This window comes from Pseudorhizobium tarimense, from assembly GCF_022968135.1.
In the GTDB taxonomy this organism is placed as follows: domain Bacteria; phylum Pseudomonadota; class Alphaproteobacteria; order Rhizobiales; family Rhizobiaceae; genus Neorhizobium; species Neorhizobium tarimense.
Genome location: NZ_JALJRA010000013.1, coordinates 114,386 through 134,303, shown reverse-complemented (window position 1 = coordinate 134,303; position 19,918 = coordinate 114,386). Strand labels below are relative to the sequence as shown.

The following is a 19,918-nucleotide window of genomic DNA, read 5'->3' as shown; positions in this document are numbered from 1 at the left end:
ACCCTGTACAAACAAAGGCCGGAAGCTGTGCTTCCGGCCTTATACGTTGAAGAACCTGTCGTGGTTCAAAATTCTTCCCAGTCTGCCTCTGCCGCCGTGGCGGAGGCAGCTGCTGCCGGGGCGCCGAGGCCGAAGGCCTTGGCGATCTTGCCGGTCATGGCACGCGCAGGCGAGACACGCGCTGGCTGGTCCGAGGCTGCAACAGGGCGGCCAGGCTTCGGCGCGGCCGGGCGGTTGGTCGCCATCGCGGCGGCGGCCTGCCGGGTGGTCGCCACCTGCACAGATTGTACGTCGCCGCTTCCGATGTTGAAGCGCGAGACCATGGAGTAGAGCCCCTCGGCTTCGGAAGAGAGCTTCTGCGTGGCCGCTGAGGTTTCCTCCACCATTGCGGCATTCTGCTGCGTCACCTGATCCATCTGATTGATGGCGGTGTTGACCTCCTGCAGGCCCGTTGCCTGTTCCTTGGCAGCGACTGCAATCGAATGGATGTGGTCATTGATGCGCAGCACCCGGCTTTCGATCTCCGACAGCGCCTCGCCGGTCTTCTGGACGAGACGGACGCCTCCTGCAACTTCCTCGCCGGATTTGGTGATCAGACCCTTGATGTCCTTGGCGGCAGCTGCCGAACGCTGTGCGAGCTCTCGTACTTCCTGGGCGACGACGGCGAACCCCTTGCCGGCTTCACCTGCACGGGCAGCCTCAACCCCTGCATTGAGCGCCAGGAGGTTAGTCTGGAAGGCGATCTCGTCGATCACGTTGGTGATCTGGGTGATCTCCCGCGAAGCCTGCTCGATGCGTTCCATCGCCTGAACTGCGCTGCGGACGACCGCACCGGATTCAACGGCGCTTTCCTTTGCCTCGCCAACCATGACGGTGGCTTCCTGAGCACGCTCGGTCGAGGTGCGCACCACGGCAGTGATCTGGTCCAGAGCGGCAGAGGTCTCCTCCAGAGCCGCAGCCTGCTGCTCGGTGCGCTTGGAGAGGTCGTTGGTGGCGCTACTCAGCTCATTGGACCCGCTGTTGATGGTGCCGGTGCTGAGGCGGACATTCTGCATGGCCGTCCGCAGGCTCTCGACTGCCGTATTGACGTTCGACTGGAGTTCCGCGAATGCACCACGGAATTGACCGGACATCGAGGTCGTCAGGTCCCCCGCTGCCAAGGCCTGTGCGACACGCCCCGTCTCCGAGACACCCGCCTCAACCGCGTTCAGAAGATTGTCGACGTTGCGGGCGAAATTGTCGAGGCTCGGTTCGCCGAACTGCTTGTCGATGCGCCTGGTGAAGTCGCCCTCCACGGCGGCACCGACGACCGCTTCCATGCGCTGGCGCAGATCGTCGCTGCGCGCGCGGCTGCCGCTTTCCTGCTCGTTCATGCGGGCGACTTCAATGCCGTTCTGCTTGAACACTTCCACAGCTGCTGCCATTTCGCCGATCTCGTCGTCGCGCCCCATCGAGGGAACTGCGATGGAGAAATCGCCAGCGGCAATCTTCTTCATGCAGTCCGTGATCTCGGTGATCGGACCACTGAGCTGCCGCCGGCCGAGGTAGAAACCGAAAATAGCGCCCGCGCCGACGCCCAGCAGCGTTACCGCCTCAAGGAGGAAGATGATCGAGCTGCTGAAGCCGTCTAGTTCGGCATCAACTGCATCCAGCTCGGCAAGGTCAGCCTTAACGACGCCATCGATCTCGGCCTGGAAGGCCTTGCGATTGCTGCGGTTCGCTTCGTTGTTGCCCTGTTCGTTGGCCGCTTCGGGACCAACTTCTGTGCCTAGCCGGACGGTCTCGGAGCGGAAGGTTCTGAACTCCAAAGCGCGCTGCGTCAGATTCTGGAAGGCCGCCTGCTGAGCTTCAGGGACAGTCGGCTTCCACTCCGCGAGGAGCTTGTCCATGCTGTCGAGGCTCTTCATCACGCCTTCGCCGAACTTGGCTGCCTGTTCGGTATTCTTAGAGGCATAGATACCGCGGGCATCCATGACCACGGCCGTCACGAGGCGGTTCAGGCTCTCACCCATGTGGGCACGATGCGCGGCTGCCTCATAGGCATGCATCCGCTCTCGGTATTCCGACAGAGCGAAGAGCGACAGTCCGCCTACGATGAACGCCACCGCACTCATCAGACCGACCAGGAGATTTATCTTGCCTCGGATTTTCATCTCAGTCCCTTTATCAAGCACCTTTCGAATGCAGAGAACGGCCACGTCGACGAGTATCCCTGCTCAGTACAAGATTTGGCACAGATGGCTTAAGAAATGCTTGTAGCTGAGGCGACGGCTAGAGACGCTCGTGCGGAGAATTCCATTGCTAAGACTGGGACGCGAATGGCAGATTCGACTTCAAATTCGCGTTTATGGTCGAAACTATGAACTATTATCCCTCATTTTAGCGGTGTACTCGCGGATGAGATTGGCGCAGTGATTGGTTAACCGGCACAGTCATATTTCCGATACGAAGGGTCGAGGAATTGACTTGCTTGGCAGAGTCCTCTTATAAGCCGCGCACGTTCAGCCTTACGGCTTGCGCGAGTGCGCGGCCATGGCCGGACGTCTCCGAAACGCTGTTGCCTTAAGGGCATCTCAAGAAGGGCCGCACACCGCGGTATCAAAATAAATGTCAAAGCGTACGTTCCAACCGTCTAAGCTTGTCCGCAAGCGCCGTCATGGCTTCCGTGCCCGTATGGCGACTGCCGGTGGGCGCAAGGTTCTTGCAGCTCGTCGCGCGCGCGGCCGGAAGCGTCTCTCGGCCTAAGGCCGGGAGCGCCCGTCAGTCGGGCGATGTCCACTGACCGAAAAGAAGAATTCGCTGTCGGGCGGCTGAAAAGCCGGCCGCAGTTTCTTGCCGTGCGCGCCGGAGAGGCGCGCCGGGGCCGCAACTTCCTTGTCGAGGTGCTTGATCGCGGTGAGCCGGAGACCCCGGCCCGCGTCGGGTTCACGGTGACGAAGAAGCAAGGTAACGCCGTCGAGCGAAACCGGATGCGGCGCCGCCTGAAAGAAGCGGTCAGACATTCTGCCGCGTTTGCAATGAAGCCGGGACACGACTATGTCATTGTCGCGCGACGGGAGGTCCTGACGGTACCCTTCGCGGAACTGACCGCACAGCTTGTCGATCGCATCGAGACACGGCCTAAACAGAAGCGGTCCGAGGAGACCCGTTCCAGGAAAGCATGATGGAAAAAAACCGCAATTACTTCATTGCGATCGCCCTCTCGGTTGTGATCGTCCTTGCCTGGCAGTTCTTCTATATGAACCCCCGGATGGAGGCGCAGCAGCGCGCCATCGAGGCCCAGCAGGCGCTGGAAGGCGAGGCACCGAGGCCCGTTGCCCCTGAAAGCCCCGGCTCGACGATCAGCGGCATGCTTCCCGGCGCAAGCCAGGCGGAAGCGACGCAGAACCGCGAGCAGGCCGTGGCGGCAAGTCCGCGTGTTGCCATCGAAACGCCTGCGCTTTCCGGCTCGATCAACCTCGTTGGCGCACGTTTCGACGACCTGAAGCTGCGCGAGTACCACGAGACCGTGGACGAAGAGAGCCCGATCATCACCCTCTTCTCGCCTGCCAATACTTCAGGCGGGTACTTCACCGAACTCGGCTTCGTACAGAGCGAGACCTCCGGCTCGGTGCCGGGGCCTGCGACGCAGTGGACGCTTGAGAGCGGCGACAAGCTGACGGTCGATACCCCGGTCGTGCTGAGCTACACGAACGAGAAGGGCGTCGTCTTCACGCGTACAATCGCCGTTGACGAGCATTACATGCTGACCGTGAAGGACAGCATTGAGAATGCAACAGGCGAAGCCCTGACGCTCGCCCCATACGGTCGCGTCACGCGCTACAACAAGCCTGCAACGCCCTCCGTCTACGTTATCCACGAAGGCTTCATCGGCGTGCTCGGCGAGCGCGGTCTGATTGAGGAGAGCTACGGCAACATCGAGGAAGAAGCCGTTGCCAACGATACGGCGACCGGGGGCTGGCTCGGCATCACCGACAAGTACTGGGCGGCAACGATCGTTCCGCCGCAGGCACTTTCCTATGTATCGCGCTTCTCGCATTTCACCGATGGGCAGCCCCGCTATCAGGCGGATTACCGGAGCGAAGCGCTGACGGTAGAACCCGGCCAGACGGCGGAAGTCACCAACCTCGTTTTCGCCGGTGCAAAGGAAGTGCCGCTGGTCGATCAGTACGAAGAGCAGTACTCGATCCCGCGCTTCGAGCTTCTGATCGACTGGGGCTGGTTCTACTTCATCACCAAGCCGATGTTCCACCTGATGGACTTCTTCTTCCGCTACTTCGGCAATTTCGGCGTTGCCATCCTGCTGACGACGATCGTCGTGAAGGCCATCTTCTTCCCGCTGGCCAGCAAGCAGTATGCTTCGATGGCCAACATGAAGCGGGTCCAGCCGAAGATGGAAGAGCTGAAGGCAAAGCATGGCGATGACCGCATGGCCATGCAGCAGGCCATGATGCAGCTTTACAAGGAGGAGAAGATCAACCCGATCGCGGGTTGCTGGCCGATCCTGCTGCAGATCCCGGTCTTCTTCGCGCTCTACAAGGTGATCTATGTGACCATCGAGATGCGCCACGCACCGTTCTTCGGCTGGATCCAGGACCTTTCGGCGCCGGACCCGACGTCGCTCTTCAACCTGTTTGGTCTCCTGCCCTACGACGTTCCACACTTCCTGATGATCGGCGTCTGGCCGTTGATCATGGGTGTCACGATGTGGCTTCAGATGCGCATGAACCCTACGCCGCCGGATCCAACCCAGGCAATGATCTTCAACTGGATGCCGCTCATCTTTACCTTCATGCTGGCGACCTTCCCGGCCGGGCTGGTGATCTACTGGGCTTGGAACAATACGCTCTCGATCACCCAGCAGGCGCTGATCATGAAGCGGCATGGGGCCAAGATCGAGCTCTTCGACAACATCAAGAGCGTGTTCCGACGAAAACCGGCGCCCAACAAATAGCGATCCTCAAAGCCCCGGCCTCGTCCGGGGCTTTTCTTTGAGGGATGCGCTGTCTGACGCCTTTGCTTGACAAGCGGATGCAAAAGCCGGATGCCCTGCCCCTCGACAAAGACAGGACGATGTGACGATGCACGCCACCACGACCCCGGACGACAAGCCGCTCTTCGGCCGCCCCTGGATCTTCATCCGCGGCGTGCCGTCGCTGAAGTTCCTCCCACCGGAGGGTCCGCTTGAGGTTGCTTTCGCGGGACGTTCGAACGTTGGCAAGTCGTCGTTGATCAATGCGCTGGTCGGGCACAAGGGGCTGGCACGCACATCCAATACGCCGGGGCGTACGCAGGAGCTCAACTATTTCGTCCCCGGCGGTTATTCGGGGGAAGGTGACGACCTGCCGCCGATGGCGCTGGTCGACATGCCCGGCTACGGCTATGCACAGGCGCCGAAGGACCAGGTGGACGCCTGGACCAAGCTCGTTTTCGACTATCTGCGCGGCCGCGCAACGCTGAAGCGCGTTTACGTGCTGATCGACAGCCGCCACGGCATCAAGAAGAACGACGAGGAGGTGCTGGACCTTCTGGACAAGGCCGCGGTCTCCTATCAGATCGTGCTGACGAAGACCGACAAGATCAAGGAGGCTCGCGTGCCGCGGCTTATTGCGGAATCGCAGGAGAAGATCCGTAAGCGGCCAGCAGCCTATCCGGAGATCGTCGCGACGTCTTCCGAGAAGGGCAAGGGTCTGGACGAGTTGCGGCGGGAGATCATCGAAACCGTCGGCTATCCTGCCTGAGGCGGAACTTCCAGCGAGCTTGTTCCTTCTCGCAAGAACTTGCGCTACAAGGCGCCGCACCCAGATCGACGAGGACCCTCCATGACCGCATCGGACAGCGAACTTCAGGCACAACTTCTGGCCCAGGCGCTGCCCTACATGCAGCGCTACGAGAACAAGACCATCGTTGTGAAATATGGCGGTCACGCCATGGGCGACAATGCGCTTGGCAAGGCCTTCGCTGCCGATATTGCGCTCCTGAAGCAGTCCGGCGTCAACCCGATCGTCGTTCACGGCGGCGGGCCGCAGATCGGGGCGATGCTCTCCAAGATGGGGATCGAGTCGAAGTTCGAGGGCGGTCTGCGCGTCACCGACGCAAAGACGGTCGAGATCGTCGAGATGGTGCTTGCAGGCTCCATCAACAAGGAGATCGTCGCGCTCATCAATCAGACCGGCGAATGGGCGATCGGCCTTTGTGGCAAGGACGGCAACATGGTCTTCGCCGAAAAGGCGAAGAAGACCATTATCGACCCGGATTCCAACATCGAGCGGGTTCTTGACCTCGGCTTCGTTGGTGAGGTGGTCGAGGTCGACCGAACGCTTCTGGACCTGCTCGCCAAGTCTGAGATGATCCCGGTCATTGCCCCGGTTGCCCCGGGCCGCGACGGTGCGACCTACAACATCAACGCCGATACCTTTGCCGGCGCAATCGCCGGCGCATTGCGTGCGACGCGCCTGCTGTTCCTCACGGACGTTCCCGGCGTCCTCGACAAGAACAAGCAGTTGATCAAGGAGCTTTCGGTGGCGGAAGCCCACGCGCTGATCAAGGACGGCACGATTTCCGGCGGCATGATCCCGAAGGTCGAGACCTGCATCGACGCGATCAAGGCCGGCGTCCAGGGTGTCGTCATCCTCAACGGCAAGACGGCGCATTCCGTGCTGCTCGAAATCTTCACCGAGCACGGTGCCGGAACGCTGATCGTTCCCTGATCTCGCTAGATCAGGATGAGCGCAAGGATCCCCAGCACGATCAGCAGGCAGCCGACTATCTCAAGCCGGTTGACATGCTCCTTGAAGACCAGAACCGACGATCCGAAGGTGAACAGCATCTCGATCTGCGCCAGCGCCTTGATCACGGCCGCCGGCTGCAGGGTCATGGCGGTGAACCAGCCGAAGGACGCGGTTGCGCCGACAAAGCCAACCAGGAGCGCCGGGCGCCAGGCTTGACCGATCCGCGACAACTGCGCGCGATCCTTCCACCAGATCCAGAACAGCATCGCCACCGCCTGCATGATGATGACAATCAGGAGGGTGTAGCCCGCCTGCACAACCGGATCGGCTGCCGGGAGACTTGGAGCGAGCGATAAGGAGGCATAGCGGTAGGAGACACCCGAGATGCCGAAGAGGAAGCCGGAGAGCAAACCGAAGACCGCCGTACGGCTGCCGACAGAGGTAACCAGCGATTTCACCGTCAGCTCTGTTCTTGCCACCGAGATGAGTATCACACCGACGACGGAGATCGCGATGGCGATGATCGTACCCACCGTCACCGTTTCACCAACCAGCACGAGCGCCACAAGCGCTGCCTGGGCAGGCTCCGTACGCGAATAAGCGGTTCCGACGGCGAAGTTGCGGAAGGCGAAGATGTAGACCAGCAGGAAGGTCGCCCCAATCTGGGCCCCGCCGCCGACCACCGCCCAGATCCAAAAGGCAAGATTGGGCACTGGCATGGCGCGTCCGAGGCCATAATCGAGAACCGCCATGTAAAAGAGGGCGAACGGAACGCCGTAGCCGAAGCGCACGAACGTGGCGCCCGTTGTGTTCAGGCGCGCACGCAGGTGCTTCTGCAGGGCCGATCGCATGTTCTGCAGGAAGGCGGAGGCGATGGTAATGGGGATCCAGAGTTCCATTCTCTCGCCGATAGCATCGGCCGGAGATTCCGCCAAGGTCCGTTTGGCCAGAGTTTGGACCTGAGCGTTTTCTTTTGCAGCGTCAGGGTGCATAAGGCGGCATGACCAAGCCCAGGACCTCTCCCGAGCCCGCCGATTTCTCCCATGTGACGGAGTGGGTCTTCGACCTCGACAACACGCTCTACCCGCATCACGTCAACCTGTTCGCCCAGATCGACAAGAACATGAGCGCCTTCGTGGCGGAGCTTCTGCAGCTTGAGCCGGACGAGGCCCGGGCGCTGCAGAAGCGCTACTATCACGAGCACGGAACGACGCTGCAGGGCCTGATGCTGAACCACGGCATCAATCCCGACGACTTCCTTGAGCGTGCGCATGCGATCGACTATTCGGCGCTCCTGCCGCATCCTGAACTGGGCGAAGCGATCAAGGCGCTCCCGGGCCGCAAGTTCATCTTTACCAATGGGAGCGTGCCGCATGCGCAAGCCGCCGCCCGCGCGCTCGGCATCCTCGACCACTTTGACGACATCTTCGACATCGTCGCGGCCGATTACGTGCCCAAGCCAGCGGGTGCGACCTACGACAAGTTCGCGGCGCTTCATAGGGTGGAGACGCGGCAGGCAGCCATGTTCGAGGACCTGCCGCGCAACCTCAAGGTGCCGAAAGCGCTCGGGATGCGTACCGTGCTGCTGGTGCCGCGAAACCTAGACGACGTGCTCATGGAGCGGTGGGAGGTCTTTTCGGAGGAAGACGATCATATCGACTACGTCACCGACGACCTCGCCGGCTTTCTTGCCGGCCTGACATGGCGCTGAACCTTACCGAAAGTTCATCCACATTACGGATGTTTAAGTGGTTCTTCCTCAGGGGCCGCCATAGCTTGAAGCGAAGAGCAACCGAGGAAGGAGCCTCTTCATGAAGACCCGCAAGCTTATCCTGGCGTCACTCGCCGCTGCCCTGGTCGCCGGCACGGCTGCACCAAGCTTCGCCACCCCCGGCCGCGATGGCCCTGGCCGTCACGGCGGCAGAGGCAGTGCTATGCAGGAACTGACGTTCGTGCGTCTTCTGAAGACGGCGGACGCCAACAAGGACGCCAAGATCACCAAGGAAGAAGTCTCGGCACGACAGGAAGCCCTTTTCGCCGAGGTTGACGCCGACAAGGACGGCACTCTGATCCCGGGCGAGCTGCGCGCCTATCGTGAAAGCAAGATGGAAGACTTCCGCAAGGAGCGCGCCGAGCGTCGCGAAGAGCGTCAGAAGGAAATGGCGCAGAACGATGAAGACGGGGGTTCAGAGGAACGTCCCGGTCCGCGCGGAGATCGCGGAGAGCGCCGGCACGATGGCGGGCGCTGGGGCATGCATCACGGCCGGATGGGCGCCCAGATGGGCGGCTTCCACCTGGTTCGCCAGGCCGATACGGATGAGAACGGCCAGTTCAGCAAGGCCGAGGTCACTGCCGCCGTCGATAAGATGTTCGAACGGATGGATCGCAACGGCGACGGCGTGATCAGCATCGACGACATGCCGGATCGCCCCTTCTAGTCGCCCCGAGTAACGGCATGTGTGCGAAGCCCGCCCCGCCGCCTCGGGGCGGGCTTTTCGCGCTTTAATGTTCGTAGAAGTCGCCGATGATCTTCCATGCCTCGTCGGCCGTATCGACGAAGTTGATGAGCTCGATGTCTTCCGGAGCAATCGTTCCGAAATCCGCCAGCGCCTGCCAGTTTATGATCCTGTGCCAGAATTCCTTGCCGAAGAGGATGAAGGGTATTCTCTCCATGCGACCGGTCTGGATCAGCGTCAGCCCTTCGAACATCTCATCCAAGGTGCCAAACCCGCCTGGGAAGATCGCAATCGCCTTGGCGCGCATCATCAGATGCATCTTGCGGATCGCGAAGTAGTGGAAGTTGAGGCTGAGTTCGGGCGTAACGTAACGATTGGGCGCCTGCTCGTGAGGCAGGACGACGTTGAAGCCAACGGTCGGCGCGCCCGCTTCGGCTGCGCCGCGGTTGCCCGCCTCCATGACGCCCGGTCCACCGCCCGTCACCACGACGTATTCCTGATGATCGTACTGCTCCCCGTGGCGGGCGCATAGACTGGCGAATTTGCGCGCCTCCTCGTAATAGACCGAGGCTTCCTCCAGGTTCTTGCGCTGCGTCTCGTTGCGCGCGGCCCAGGCCGCCTGCCCCGGCGCCGGAATACGGGCGCCGCCAAACAGAACGACCGTGGACTTGATGCCCTGCTCTGCGAGGATCATCTCCGCCTTCAGCAGTTCCAATTGAAGGCGAACGGGCCGCAGTTCTTCGCGGCAAAGGAAGTCGTCGTCGGCATAGGCAAGGCGGTAGGACGGCGACATCGACTGCGGGGTCTTGGGCACCCCCTCAGCGCTGCGCCTGTCTGTCGAACTGTCCTTCAACGGGTCCCAGACACCATCCTTGCGTCGCGGGCCGTCATTCTTCACCTTGGCCATTACCTGCCTTCCATCTCCGGCGCAGTGCGCCAATTCACATTGACGGTGGGGTGGCGGTCGCTTAGAGCAATTAGCACCATTTGGCCAGCCGCCAGGCCATCCCACTCCATTCCTACCGACATGACGTTAAGGAGTTGCAATGAGCAGTTCGGATCTCGCCTCCCTTGAGACCACCATCGAGTCCGCCTTCGAACAGCGGGACGGCGTTTCGGTTTCCACGAAGGGAGAAATCCGTGACGCCGTCGATGCGGCTCTCGACCTTCTCGACAGCGGCAAGGCCCGCGTTGCCGAGCGCCAATCGGACGGCAGCTGGACCGTAAACCAGTGGCTGAAAAAGGCTGTTCTTCTGTCCTTCCGCCTCAACGACATGGAAGTCGTCAAGGGCGGCCCAGGTGCTTCCACCTGGTGGGACAAGGTGCCGTCCAAGTTCGAAGGCTGGGGCGAGAACCAGTTCCGCGCCGCCGGTTTCCGTGCCGTTCCGAACGCCGTCGTGCGTCGCTCCGCATATGTCTCCAAGGGCGTGGTTCTGATGCCCTCCTTCGTCAACCTCGGCGCCTATGTCGGCGAAAACACCATGGTCGACACCTGGGCCACCGTTGGCTCCTGCGCCCAGATCGGCGCCAATGTGCACCTGTCGGGAGGGGTCGGCATTGGCGGCGTGCTGGAGCCGCTGCAGGCGGGTCCGACCATCATCGAGGACAACTGCTTCATCGGCGCCCGTTCGGAAGTCGTCGAGGGCTGCATCGTTCGTGAGGGCTCGGTGCTCGGCATGGGCGTCTTCATCGGCAAGTCGACCAAGATTGTCGACCGCGCGACCGGCGAGATCACCTACGGTGAGGTTCCGCCCTATTCGGTCGTCGTTGCCGGCACTCTGCCGGGCAAGCCGTTTCCGAATGGCGAGCCGGGTCCAAGCCTTTATTGCGCCGTGATCGTCAAGCGCGTCGACGAGAAGACCCGCTCAAAGACCGGCATCAACGAACTTCTGCGGGACTGATCGACAGCCATGCTTGCCACCAACCCGGTCGAGAACCTTCAGGCCCTCATCCGCTGCCCCTCGGTCACCCCGGCCGAGGGTGGCGCCTTGTCGGCGCTGGAGTCCATGCTGGCCCCGCTCGGCTTCAAGGTCGAGCGCATGGTGGCCAAGGCAGACGGAACGCCGGACGTGGAGAACCTTTACGCCCGGATCGGTAGCACCGGCCCTTACCTGATGTTCGCCGGCCATACGGACGTGGTACCGCCTGGCAATGATGCCGACTGGTCGCACCCGCCCTTCGCGGCCGAGATCGCAGACGGGATGCTGTTCGGGCGTGGCGCCGTCGACATGAAGGGCGGCATCGCCTGCTTCGTTGCTGCGGTCGCACGACATATTGAGAAGGTCGGCGCGCCTGACGGGTCAATTTCCTTCCTGATCACGGGAGACGAGGAAGGCCCGGCGATCAACGGCACACAGAAGCTGCTCTCCTGGGCTGCCGAGAAGGGCGAAACCTGGGACGCATGCCTCGTCGGAGAACCGACCAATCCGGACGCCTTAGGCGACATGATCAAGATCGGTCGCCGGGGTTCGCTGTCTGGACGGATCACCGTGCATGGAGTCCAGGGTCACGCAGCCTATCCGCACCTCGCCGACAACCCGCTGCGCGGTCTGCTGCAGCTGACGCGGGCGTTGATGGATAAGCCCTTTGATCACGGGACGGAGGATTTCCAGCCATCGAACCTCGAAGTAACGACGATCGATACCGGCAATCCGGCGGTCAACGTCATTCCGGCCAAGGCGACTGCTGCCTTCAACATCCGCTTCAACGACAGCTGGACGGCAGAAAGCCTGCAGGCGGAAATCATCCGGCGCCTCGATCACGCCGCGGCCGATAGCGAGCTTCGCCCGGGGCGCGAGCCGGTGCGCTACGACATCGTCTGGAACGAACGGCCAAGTCACGTTTTCCTGACGCGCAACAACGGGCTGATTGCCTCCCTGTCCGGAGCCGTGGAGAAGGTGACGGGCCGGGCGCCTGCGCTCTCCACGACCGGCGGCACGTCAGACGCCCGCTTCATTAAGGACTATTGTCCGGTGGTGGAGTTCGGCCTCGTCGGACAGACAATGCACATGGTGGACGAACGTGTTTCGGTGGCCGATCTGGAGACCCTGACGGATATCTACGGCACCTTTATCGCCAACTGGTTCGACAATGCCCGGGCTGCTTGAGGTCAAGCTTTACCTTTCAGGTCTTCTGCTTCTCGTCCACGGCGATGCTGCCGGACTGAAGCGACTGGATATTTCTGACCGCGGACTGATGCGGTCCTTTTGGGCCTTTGTCTGGTGCCTGCCGGCGATGGCGGTCTCCTGGTTCTGGTGGCGCATGCTCTACCTGCACGGCATGCCAAGCGACACCGAACTCGGCGGCATCTTTTTCTTCCGCCTCGCCATGCTGGAGCTTGCCAACTGGCTCATCCCGCTGATCCTGATCGGCTTCCTGGCCTGGGGGCTTTCGCTGGGTCGGAAGTATTACGCCATGGTCGTGGCGGTGAACTGGCTTTCCGTGCCCTTCTCCTATGCCTACGGCCTGCTCAGCCTGCTGCTGATCCTTTCTCCCGGAGCGACCGGCATCCTGTCGCTGCTCTGGCTCTTCCTGATGCTCACGCTGATCTTTTCGATCTCCAGGATCTTTCGGATGATCTGCGGCCCGCACCCGCTGATGGTCGCGACGCTGACCATGGTGCTGATCGTGCCTACGATGCTCCTGTCGGACACGCTGGAGCGCTTCCTCGGGATCTACCCCGGCTGATCCTTACATGTCGCCCGGATAATCGACCTTCATGAAGTAGAGGCCTTCCGGCGGCGCAACCGGGCCACAGCGCATGCGATCCCTGGCTTCTAGCGCCGCCCTGACGTCTTCCGGCGACATCTTCCCTTCTCCAGCCAGCTTCAGCGTGCCAGCAAAAGAGCGGATCTGGTTGTGCAGGAAACTTTGGGCGGAGGCGCGGATCTCTATGAGATCTCCCTCTCGTCTCACGTCTAGTCGGTCGAGTGTTCGGACCGGGCTCGTCGCCTGGCAGTGGGCGGAGCGGAAGGTGGTGAAGTCGTGGTGCCCGACCAGCATCTGGGCTGCGGCGTGCATCGCTTCGTGGTCTAGGACCTTCGGCACCCACCATGCACGATTCGCCTCGAGCGCCAGGGGTGCGGGACGATTGATGATGCGGTAGAGATAGTGTCGCTTAATCGCAGAGAAGCGTGCATTGAAGCTCTCGTCGACCGCCTTGGCATCGACGATGGCGACCTTCTCGCCTGCCATTCCCAGGTGCGCGTTCAGCGCATTGCGCAGCGTGTAAGGCTTCCAGTCCCGGGACAGGTCTGCGTGAACGACCTGACCCGTCGCATGGACGCCGGAGTCGGTGCGTCCGGCGCCGCGGATGGACACAGTTTCGCCGGTCAGCGACAGGATTGCATTCTGCAGGGCCGCCTGGACCGAATGGCCGTTCTCCTGCATCTGCCAGCCGACATAGGATGTGCCGTCATATTCCACGGTCATGCGGAAGCGTGGCATCAGCCAAGCCTCGTGCCGGCAGGCAGCGGCGTGCCGCGAAGAAAATCGGCGGAGGCAAGCGGCTTACCGCCGGCCTTCTGCAAACGAACAAGCCGCACCGAGGCGCTGCCGCAGGCAATGGTCAGACTATCATCCAGCACTGTGCCCGCTTCGCCCTCCGCTTCGGCCAGCTCCGACGTCAGAACCTTCACCCGTTCTGACCGTCCGTTGATCTCCACCTCGAACCAGGCGCCTGGGAAGGGCGAAAGACCACGGATGTGATTGTGCACATCGGAGGCTGCGCGGGCGAAGTCGATCCGCGTCTCGCTCTTGTCGATCTTGGAGGCGTAGAGCACCCCCTCCTCCGGCTGCGGCGTAAGCGGCAGGTCGCGGGCTTCAAGCTTCTCCATCGCCTCGACCATGGCGCGTCCGCCGACCAGCATCAACTGGTCGTGGAGCTCGCCAGCCGTTGTATTCTCTCCAATGGCAACTTCGCGCGCGACGGCGATCGGGCCGGTGTCCAGGCCCTTCTCCATCTTCATGATCATCATGCCGGTCTTCTTGTCGCCGGCCATGATCGCTCGCTGTATCGGGGCGGCACCGCGCCAGCGCGGCAACAGCGACGCATGGCCGTTGTAGCAGCCGAGCCTCGTACCATTGAGGATGGCCTCCGGCAGAAGGAGACCGTAGGCAACGACCACCGCGACATCGGCGTTCAGCAGCCGGAATTGTTCGCGGTCCGCCTCGTCCTTGAAATTCAACGGGATGAAAACCGGAATGCCGAGAAGCTCGGCCGCCTGGTGAACCGGGGATTTCTGCAGATCAAGGCCCCGGCGTCCGCCGGGCCGCGGCGGCTGGCTGTACACGGCGACGATCTCGTGACCCGCCTCCTTCAGTGCCCGGAGCGTCGGGACGGAGAACTCCGGCGTTCCCATGAAGATGATGCGGAGCGTCATGGCGATCCTGTCTTCTCTCTTGCGACTGGCCTGCCGCACCACCTTGGCTGCCGTTCAGGCCGTGCGCGAGCGTGCTGCCTTGGTGAACTTCTTGATCACCATTTCCCGCTTCAGCCGCGAGATATGGTCGATAAAGAGAACCCCGTTGAGGTGGTCGATCTCGTGCTGCAAGCAGGTGGCCAGCAGTCCATCTGCCTCGATCGTCTGCTCTTTCCCCTCGCGGTCGACGAAGTTGACGGTGACCGTCGCCGGGCGCTCGACCTCGGCATAGTAATCCGGAATCGAGAGACAGCCTTCTTCATAGACCGAACGCTCGTCCGAAGAGGCGATGATCTCAGGATTGATGAAGACCAGAGGCTTCTTGCCTTCATCCTCCTTGGAGACGTCGATCACCAGCATGCGCCGCGGCACGCCGATCTGGATAGCGGCCAGGCCGATGCCGGGGGCATCGTACATGGTTTCGAGCATGTCGTCGGCGAGACGCGCGATTTCAGAATCGACCTGCTCCACCGGCTTGGAAACCTGGCGAAGGAGCGGATCGGGAAGGATGATAAGAGGCTTGATCGTCATGCGCCTCCCATAGCGCATCTTTTTCGGTGATGGAACAGGATTGCAGCGAGGAGACCGGAAGCTTCCTTCCCACAATGTTCACCCTTTGATCTATCGCGCCAGAAAATATCTGCTAGTGTTCGCGCCATGGATAGCTCTACCTCCCTTTCCCGCCTTCTCGATAGCGCTTCGCATCCCGCAGGTCTCGCGGCACTTGGGGGCCTTGCTCTCTTGGCCATTGCGTTTCTTGTCGGCCTGACCTCTCGGAGGCGACGTGCCGAGCTTTCGCGCCAGGCGGCGCAGTCGGAGGCACGCCTTGCGGAACTGATGCGGGCCCAGGCGGAAATGCAGGGCCGGCTGGCCCACATGACGGAAACGCTGTCGCAGCGACAATCCGAACTCAACGTCGCGGTCAACCAGCGCCTCGACGGCATGAGCCAGCGGCTCGGCAGCACGATTACCGAGCAGACGAAGACGACGCACGAAAACCTGCGGCTCCTGCAGGAGCGACTTGCTGTCATCGATGCGGCGCAGAACAACATCCAGACGCTCGCCAAGGACGTTGTCGGCTTGCAGGCGATCCTGTCCAACAAGCAGACCCGTGGCGCCTTCGGCCAAGGACGGATGGAGGCAATCGTCGCGGACGGGCTCCCACTGCGAGCCTATGAATTCCAGGCGCAGCTTTCCAACGGAAAGCGGCCGGACTGTCTGATCCGGATGCCGAACGGCGCTCCGCCGCTCGCAATCGACGCGAAGTTTCCGCTGGAGGCGTGGAACAGAATCCGCGAGGCTACGGTGCCTGAAGCGCGCAAGGCAGCGGCCGCGCAGTTTCGCAGGGACCTGGAGGTGCACATTCGTGACATCGCGGACAAGTACCTGATCAATGGCGAAACGCAGGAGATGGCTTTCCTGTTCGTGCCATCAGAATCCATCTTTGCTGAGATCCATGAGCATTTCGATGCGGTGGTGCAGAAAGCGCAGCGCTCCCGGATCGTCATCGTCTCGCCGTCGCTTCTGATGCTGTCGATCCAGGTCATCCAGGGGGTACTGAAAGACCAGCGCATGCGCGAGCAGGCACATCTGATCCAGGGAGAAGTGGCGCTGCTGATGGAGGATCTGTCACGGCTCGACGAGCGGACGCGAAAGCTGCAGGGGCATTTCCTGGCGGCGCAGCGGGACGTGGAGCAGATCCTCACCTCTTCGGACAAGCTCGTGAGGCGCGGTGCGAAGATCGAAGCCCTGGAGCTCGAACAGGCGCGCGATGTCGCCACGCCGGACGACCGCGAACTGCCGCGGGCGGTGGAGAGCCGCACCGGTCTGCTGAAGCTGCGGGTTGTTGACGAGGAGTGAGCGCCTCGGGCAGTGTCGCCACCGTTTAGGCGACGCAAAGAGAGTACTTCATGATTACCGTCCTCGGCTCCATCAATATGGACTTGATTGCCACCACCACCCGCCTTCCCGAACCGGGCGAAACGGTTGCCGGGACAGGCTTTTCGACAGCGGCCGGAGGCAAGGGAGCAAACCAGGCGCTTGCGGCGCAACGGGCAGGAAGCGACGTACGGATGGTCGGCGCTGTCGGCAAGGATGAATTTGCCGGGCCAGCTCTCGCGCTCCTGGACCAGCAAGGGGTTGATCTCAGCTCCGTTGCTAGGGTGGACGGTCCAACGGGTACTGCTCTCATCCTCGTCGGCAGCACGGGCGAGAACATGATCGCCGTCGTACCTGCTGCCAACGGCACCGTCAGCCAGGCGCAGGCGCGTTACGCAATCGAGGCGATGGGTCCAGAGGACGTACTGATGCTTCAGCTCGAGATTCCCGCCGGTTCGGTCGAGGCGGCGCTTGTCGCGGCGAAGGCGAAGGGCGTGACCTCAATCCTCAACACCGCACCGCTGACCGATGATGCCGCGCGGCTGGCGAAGCTGGCGGATGTGGTCATCGCAAACGAGACCGAGTTCGAGCTGCTGATCGGAGGCACCGAGATGAGCCCATCGGAGAGGGAAGAAGCCCTGCGGACGATGCAAGAGCAGACCGGTCAAACCTTCATCATCACGCTTGGAGCCGCCGGCGTCATCGCGGCGCGCGAGGGCCAACTGTACAAGGTCCATGGCCTGAAGATCACGCCGCTGGACACCGTCGGTGCCGGAGACACGTTCTGCGGCTATCTGGCAGCGGGGCTGGACGCGGGCCGCGCATTCCAGGATGCGCTCCGGTGCGCCGCCGTCGCCGGCTCGCTCGCCTGCCTCAAGCCAGGCGCCCAGCCAGCAATTCCGACTGCAGATGAGGTTGCGGCGCGGCTCTGAGCCGCCGACGCAGAACCATAGATTTTATTCAAAATTAATGGACGCGGGATACCGTCGCAGCGGCTGCGGCCTTTGGCTGCCCTTGCCGCGCCTCGTCCTATGAGGGGACGCATCCCCGCCGTCAACGGCATGGCCCTGCGTAAATCTTCGAGGCGACAATGCTGCTGTGGAAAACGAAATCACTCTCAACGAAGCTCATCCTGGTGACCGGCGTCGCCATTGCGATTGTGCTTCTTATCTCAAACCTTGTGATGATCTCGCAGACGAGGAACCGAGTTTCAGAACTCACCATGAACCAGGCTCAAACGGAAGCGAGGGCCATTGCCAATGACATCGCTGCTGAAATCGGCCAGCTGGCCGGAGCGGCCCGCACGATGGCGGGGACAATTGGCAGAGCGCACGAAACAAAGTCCCTTGACCGCAAGGGCTACTTGGACCTGCTTCAGGCCAATTTGCAGCAGAACGTCTTTGCCTTCGGCAGCTGGTTTGCCGAAAAGCCCGGCAGCTTCGACGGCCTGAACAGCGAGGCCGCGGGAAATCTGGAGCTTGGTGGAAACAAGAATGGCGAGTTCACGCCGTACTGGACCAAGGACAAGGATGGCAAGATCGCGTTCAGCACCTTCAACGTCGATGTCGAGGCGGAGTGGTACCGACTTGCTGCGACGTCTCTGAAAGGAGCGTTGACCAGTCCCTATACGGAAAGTTCTACTGGCGAGAATACCGCGATGACTTCGATTGCCTATCCTGTTCTGTCAGAGGGTCAGCTCATTGGTGTCTCGGGTGTCGACGTCTCCCTGGCGGCACTGTCGAAGAAACTGACCGCATTGCGCCCCTTCGGCGACGGTAGGGTAACCCTTCTCTCGCAAAGCGGCAGCTGGATTGTGGCTCCGATCGCGGACCTCCTGATGAAGCCCTACGACGGCACCGGCCACGAGGCGATCAAGACGGCGCTGACAAACCAGACACCAGGCCTGATCCGCGACCTCAGCTATGACGGGCATCCGCCGTTTGACCGTGTGGTATATCCCTTCGCGCTGCCGGATTTGAACACCATCTGGATCGTCTTGGTCGACGTTCCCCACGGCGCCGTGGCCGCCCCCGTTAACCAGCAGACTCAAATCATGATCCTTGGGGGCATTGCTGTTCTCTCCGCTGTCTTCGTTGCACTCTATTTTGCGACCCGCACCATGGTTGCCGGACCGCTTGCGGGCTTGGTCAGCTCCGTCCAGGCACTAAGTGAGGGCAGGTATGGCGAGCCGGTAAAGGGCCAGGACCGGACAGACGAGACGGGTGCGGTCGCCAAGGCGCTGGAGGGCTTCCGCTTCGCTCTGGCAGATTCGCAAAGGGTTCAGGCGGAAGCGGAGGAACACCGGCAAGCCGCCGAAGACGAGCGCGGCCGCTCGGAGAACGAGCGTCAAGCAACCGCAGACCTGCAGCGCCAGGTGGTCAATACGCTCGCCGACGGGCTTTCCGAACTCTCCAATGGCAACCTCGCCTACCGTATCCATAAGGATTTCCCTGGCGAGTACGCAAAGCTGAAGGCGGACTTCAATTCCGCGCTGGCGAGCCTTGAGGAAACGATCCAAAGCGTCAGCAATTCCGTCGTAAGCATTGGTGACGGCACACGCCAGATCAGCCACAGCGCCGAGGATCTTTCTCGTCGTACCGAACAGCAGGCGGCCAGCCTGGAGGAGACGGCTGCCGCACTGAACGAACTGACGGCGCAGGTGAATTCCAGTGCCGAGAACGCCGGCTCTGCCGCCGACACCGTAAACCGCGCCTGCAGCGATGCAGAAAAGTCGGGCGAGGTTGTGCAGAAGGCTGTGGCCTCGATGCAGGGTATCGCGCATTCCTCCCAGGAAATCTCCCGCATCATTGGCGTTATCGACGAAATTGCCTTCCAGACGAACCTGCTTGCGCTCAATGCCGGCGTCGAGGCGGCCCGTGCAGGCGAGGCGGGTAAAGGCTTTGCCGTCGTGGCGCAGGAGGTTCGCGAGCTGGCACAGCGTTCTGCCACAGCCGCCAAGGAAATAAAGGCGCTGATCACTACTTCCACCAATCAGGTTGACGAGGGTGTCGAACTCGTCGGAAAGGCCGGCGACGCGCTTCAGAAGATCGCGATCCAGGTGATGCAGATCAACGGCCTGATCCGTCAGATCTCTGCATCAGCAAGCGAGCAGGCAACTGGACTGAAGGAGATCAACTCTGCGGTGAACCAGATGGATCAGGTTACGCAGCAGAATGCGGCAATGGTCGAGGAAACTACCGCAGCGAGCATGACACTGAATGGCGATGCCGAAGCTCTGCAGAGACTGGTCTTCCGCTTCCGGACATCCAGTGCGACGATACAGAAGGCATCGGTCCCCGCGGCAGCGCTTCGTGAGCTCGGGGCAAAGATGCACGCGGCGCCGCAGCCTTCAGTACCGAGGGCGAGGGCCGCGGTTCACGCTTCAGCGGCAGCTGCTGTCAGTGAATGGGAAGAGTTCTGAACCGAACCAACC

The 19,918-nt window shown here is 61.7% G+C and carries 19 protein-coding genes; 13 read left to right on the top strand and 6 right to left on the bottom strand.

What is annotated here, in order from left to right; translation table 11 throughout:
* Positions 1-65 precede the first annotated feature (65 nt).
* Positions 66-2,153 carry a methyl-accepting chemotaxis protein gene (locus MUU54_RS16745; protein ID WP_247245161.1) on the bottom strand — a complete coding sequence of 696 codons (2,088 nt, stop codon included), beginning with the start codon at positions 2,151-2,153 and terminating at the stop codon, positions 66-68.
* 454 nt (positions 2,154-2,607) lie between these two features.
* Here MUU54_RS16745 and rpmH point away from each other — a divergent pair, with 454 nt between their 5' ends.
* The 5 genes from rpmH to argB all read left to right on the top strand — a co-directional run bounded on the left by rpmH (position 2,608) and on the right by argB (position 6,710).
* On the top strand, positions 2,608-2,745 hold the full coding sequence (gene rpmH, locus MUU54_RS16740; protein WP_239998537.1) for a 50S ribosomal protein L34: 138 nt from the start codon (positions 2,608-2,610) through the stop codon (positions 2,743-2,745).
* A gap of 26 nt (positions 2,746-2,771) precedes the next feature.
* Positions 2,772-3,164: a ribonuclease P protein component gene (gene rnpA, locus MUU54_RS16735; RefSeq protein ID WP_247245160.1), complete on the top strand. Its 393-nt coding sequence runs from the start codon at positions 2,772-2,774 to the stop codon at positions 3,162-3,164.
* Positions 3,161-4,954 (top strand): membrane protein insertase YidC, encoded by a 1,794-nt coding sequence (gene yidC, locus MUU54_RS16730; protein WP_247245159.1) that lies wholly within the window; start codon positions 3,161-3,163, stop codon positions 4,952-4,954. The genes rnpA and yidC overlap by 4 nt, the downstream gene beginning before the upstream one ends.
* Before the next feature lie 127 nt (positions 4,955-5,081).
* Positions 5,082-5,741, top strand: a complete 660-nt coding sequence (gene yihA, locus MUU54_RS16725) for a ribosome biogenesis GTP-binding protein YihA/YsxC (protein ID WP_247245158.1) — start codon at positions 5,082-5,084, stop codon at positions 5,739-5,741.
* 81 nt (positions 5,742-5,822) lie between these two features.
* Positions 5,823-6,710 carry an acetylglutamate kinase gene (argB, locus tag MUU54_RS16720; RefSeq protein WP_247245157.1) on the top strand — a complete coding sequence of 296 codons (888 nt, stop codon included), beginning with the start codon at positions 5,823-5,825 and terminating at the stop codon, positions 6,708-6,710.
* A 5-nt stretch (positions 6,711-6,715) separates the two neighbouring features.
* Here the strand turns inward: argB and MUU54_RS16715 are convergent, their stop codons facing one another.
* Entirely contained in the window at positions 6,716-7,630 is a 915-nt protein-coding gene (locus MUU54_RS16715; RefSeq protein ID WP_247245156.1) for an EamA family transporter, read from the bottom strand.
* A gap of 101 nt (positions 7,631-7,731) precedes the next feature.
* On the opposite strand from MUU54_RS16715, the gene MUU54_RS16710 reads away from it, so the two are divergent.
* Positions 7,732-8,442 (top strand): pyrimidine 5'-nucleotidase, encoded by a 711-nt coding sequence (locus MUU54_RS16710; protein ID WP_247245155.1) that lies wholly within the window; start codon positions 7,732-7,734, stop codon positions 8,440-8,442.
* A 100-nt stretch (positions 8,443-8,542) separates the two neighbouring features.
* Positions 8,543-9,169, top strand: a complete 627-nt coding sequence (locus MUU54_RS16705; protein WP_247245154.1) for an EF-hand domain-containing protein — start codon at positions 8,543-8,545, stop codon at positions 9,167-9,169.
* A gap of 64 nt (positions 9,170-9,233) precedes the next feature.
* Here the strand turns inward: MUU54_RS16705 and MUU54_RS16700 are convergent, their stop codons facing one another.
* Positions 9,234-10,094: an LOG family protein gene (locus tag MUU54_RS16700; RefSeq protein WP_247245153.1), complete on the bottom strand. Its 861-nt coding sequence runs from the start codon at positions 10,092-10,094 to the stop codon at positions 9,234-9,236.
* A 139-nt stretch (positions 10,095-10,233) separates the two neighbouring features.
* Here MUU54_RS16700 and dapD point away from each other — a divergent pair, with 139 nt between their 5' ends.
* From dapD to MUU54_RS16685, 3 genes are read left to right on the top strand one after another with little or no spacing between them, the layout of a single operon-like run.
* Positions 10,234-11,088, top strand: a complete 855-nt coding sequence (dapD, locus tag MUU54_RS16695) for a 2,3,4,5-tetrahydropyridine-2,6-dicarboxylate N-succinyltransferase (RefSeq protein WP_247245152.1) — start codon at positions 10,234-10,236, stop codon at positions 11,086-11,088.
* Between the two features lie 9 nt (positions 11,089-11,097).
* Positions 11,098-12,294, top strand: coding sequence for a succinyl-diaminopimelate desuccinylase (gene dapE / locus MUU54_RS16690; RefSeq protein WP_247245151.1), 1,197 nt, complete (start codon positions 11,098-11,100; stop codon positions 12,292-12,294).
* Positions 12,278-12,874 (top strand): hypothetical protein, encoded by a 597-nt coding sequence (locus MUU54_RS16685; protein ID WP_247245150.1) that lies wholly within the window; start codon positions 12,278-12,280, stop codon positions 12,872-12,874. Before dapE ends, MUU54_RS16685 begins: the two co-directional genes overlap by 17 nt.
* Positions 12,875-12,877: 3 nt before the next feature.
* Here MUU54_RS16685 and truA read toward each other — a convergent pair whose 3' ends face one another.
* From truA to def, 3 genes are read right to left on the bottom strand one after another with little or no spacing between them, the layout of a single operon-like run.
* Positions 12,878-13,633, bottom strand: coding sequence for a tRNA pseudouridine(38-40) synthase TruA (gene truA, locus MUU54_RS16680; protein WP_247245149.1), 756 nt, complete (start codon positions 13,631-13,633; stop codon positions 12,878-12,880).
* Complete coding sequence (gene fmt, locus MUU54_RS16675) at positions 13,633-14,568, bottom strand: methionyl-tRNA formyltransferase (RefSeq protein WP_247245148.1); 936 nt, start codon at positions 14,566-14,568, stop codon at positions 13,633-13,635. Before fmt ends, truA begins: the two co-directional genes overlap by 1 nt.
* Positions 14,569-14,622: 54 nt before the next feature.
* Positions 14,623-15,138, bottom strand: coding sequence for a peptide deformylase (gene def, locus MUU54_RS16670; RefSeq protein ID WP_247245147.1), 516 nt, complete (start codon positions 15,136-15,138; stop codon positions 14,623-14,625).
* A gap of 126 nt (positions 15,139-15,264) precedes the next feature.
* On the opposite strand from def, the gene MUU54_RS16665 reads away from it, so the two are divergent.
* The 3 genes from MUU54_RS16665 (at position 15,265) to MUU54_RS16655 (ending at position 19,906) form a co-directional block, all read left to right on the top strand.
* A complete protein-coding gene (locus MUU54_RS16665; protein WP_247245146.1) occupies positions 15,265-16,467 on the top strand; it encodes a DNA recombination protein RmuC in 1,203 nt (400 codons plus the stop codon).
* A 50-nt stretch (positions 16,468-16,517) separates the two neighbouring features.
* A complete protein-coding gene (locus tag MUU54_RS16660; RefSeq protein ID WP_247245145.1) occupies positions 16,518-17,417 on the top strand; it encodes a ribokinase in 900 nt (299 codons plus the stop codon).
* A gap of 158 nt (positions 17,418-17,575) precedes the next feature.
* A complete protein-coding gene (locus MUU54_RS16655) occupies positions 17,576-19,906 on the top strand; it encodes a methyl-accepting chemotaxis protein (protein WP_247245144.1) in 2,331 nt (776 codons plus the stop codon).
* The last annotated feature ends 12 nt before the right edge of the window (positions 19,907-19,918 follow it).

What these genes read in the sequence shown, in the direction of transcription:
- MUU54_RS16685 (WP_247245150.1), top strand. Translation starts at nt 12,278, where the DNA reads ATGCCCGGGCTGCTTGAGGTCAAGCTTTACCTTTCAGGTCTTCTGCTT.
- rnpA (WP_247245160.1), top strand. Translation starts at nt 2,772, where the DNA reads ATGTCCACTGACCGAAAAGAAGAATTCGCTGTCGGGCGGCTGAAAAGC.
- dapD (WP_247245152.1), top strand. Translation starts at nt 10,234, where the DNA reads ATGAGCAGTTCGGATCTCGCCTCCCTTGAGACCACCATCGAGTCCGCC.
- MUU54_RS16660 (WP_247245145.1), top strand. Translation starts at nt 16,518, where the DNA reads ATGATTACCGTCCTCGGCTCCATCAATATGGACTTGATTGCCACCACC.
- yidC (WP_247245159.1), top strand. Translation starts at nt 3,161, where the DNA reads ATGATGGAAAAAAACCGCAATTACTTCATTGCGATCGCCCTCTCGGTT.
- truA (WP_247245149.1), bottom strand. Translation starts at nt 13,633, where the DNA reads ATGCCACGCTTCCGCATGACCGTGGAATATGACGGCACATCCTATGTC.
- yihA (WP_247245158.1), top strand. Translation starts at nt 5,082, where the DNA reads ATGCACGCCACCACGACCCCGGACGACAAGCCGCTCTTCGGCCGCCCC.
- dapE (WP_247245151.1), top strand. Translation starts at nt 11,098, where the DNA reads ATGCTTGCCACCAACCCGGTCGAGAACCTTCAGGCCCTCATCCGCTGC.
- def (WP_247245147.1), bottom strand. Translation starts at nt 15,138, where the DNA reads ATGACGATCAAGCCTCTTATCATCCTTCCCGATCCGCTCCTTCGCCAG.
- argB (WP_247245157.1), top strand. Translation starts at nt 5,823, where the DNA reads ATGACCGCATCGGACAGCGAACTTCAGGCACAACTTCTGGCCCAGGCG.
- MUU54_RS16655 (WP_247245144.1), top strand. Translation starts at nt 17,576, where the DNA reads ATGCTGCTGTGGAAAACGAAATCACTCTCAACGAAGCTCATCCTGGTG.
- MUU54_RS16700 (WP_247245153.1), bottom strand. Translation starts at nt 10,094, where the DNA reads ATGGCCAAGGTGAAGAATGACGGCCCGCGACGCAAGGATGGTGTCTGG.
- MUU54_RS16665 (WP_247245146.1), top strand. Translation starts at nt 15,265, where the DNA reads ATGGATAGCTCTACCTCCCTTTCCCGCCTTCTCGATAGCGCTTCGCAT.
- MUU54_RS16715 (WP_247245156.1), bottom strand. Translation starts at nt 7,630, where the DNA reads ATGGAACTCTGGATCCCCATTACCATCGCCTCCGCCTTCCTGCAGAAC.
- fmt (WP_247245148.1), bottom strand. Translation starts at nt 14,568, where the DNA reads ATGACGCTCCGCATCATCTTCATGGGAACGCCGGAGTTCTCCGTCCCG.
- MUU54_RS16745 (WP_247245161.1), bottom strand. Translation starts at nt 2,153, where the DNA reads ATGAAAATCCGAGGCAAGATAAATCTCCTGGTCGGTCTGATGAGTGCG.
- MUU54_RS16710 (WP_247245155.1), top strand. Translation starts at nt 7,732, where the DNA reads ATGACCAAGCCCAGGACCTCTCCCGAGCCCGCCGATTTCTCCCATGTG.
- rpmH (WP_239998537.1), top strand. Translation starts at nt 2,608, where the DNA reads ATGTCAAAGCGTACGTTCCAACCGTCTAAGCTTGTCCGCAAGCGCCGT.
- MUU54_RS16705 (WP_247245154.1), top strand. Translation starts at nt 8,543, where the DNA reads ATGAAGACCCGCAAGCTTATCCTGGCGTCACTCGCCGCTGCCCTGGTC.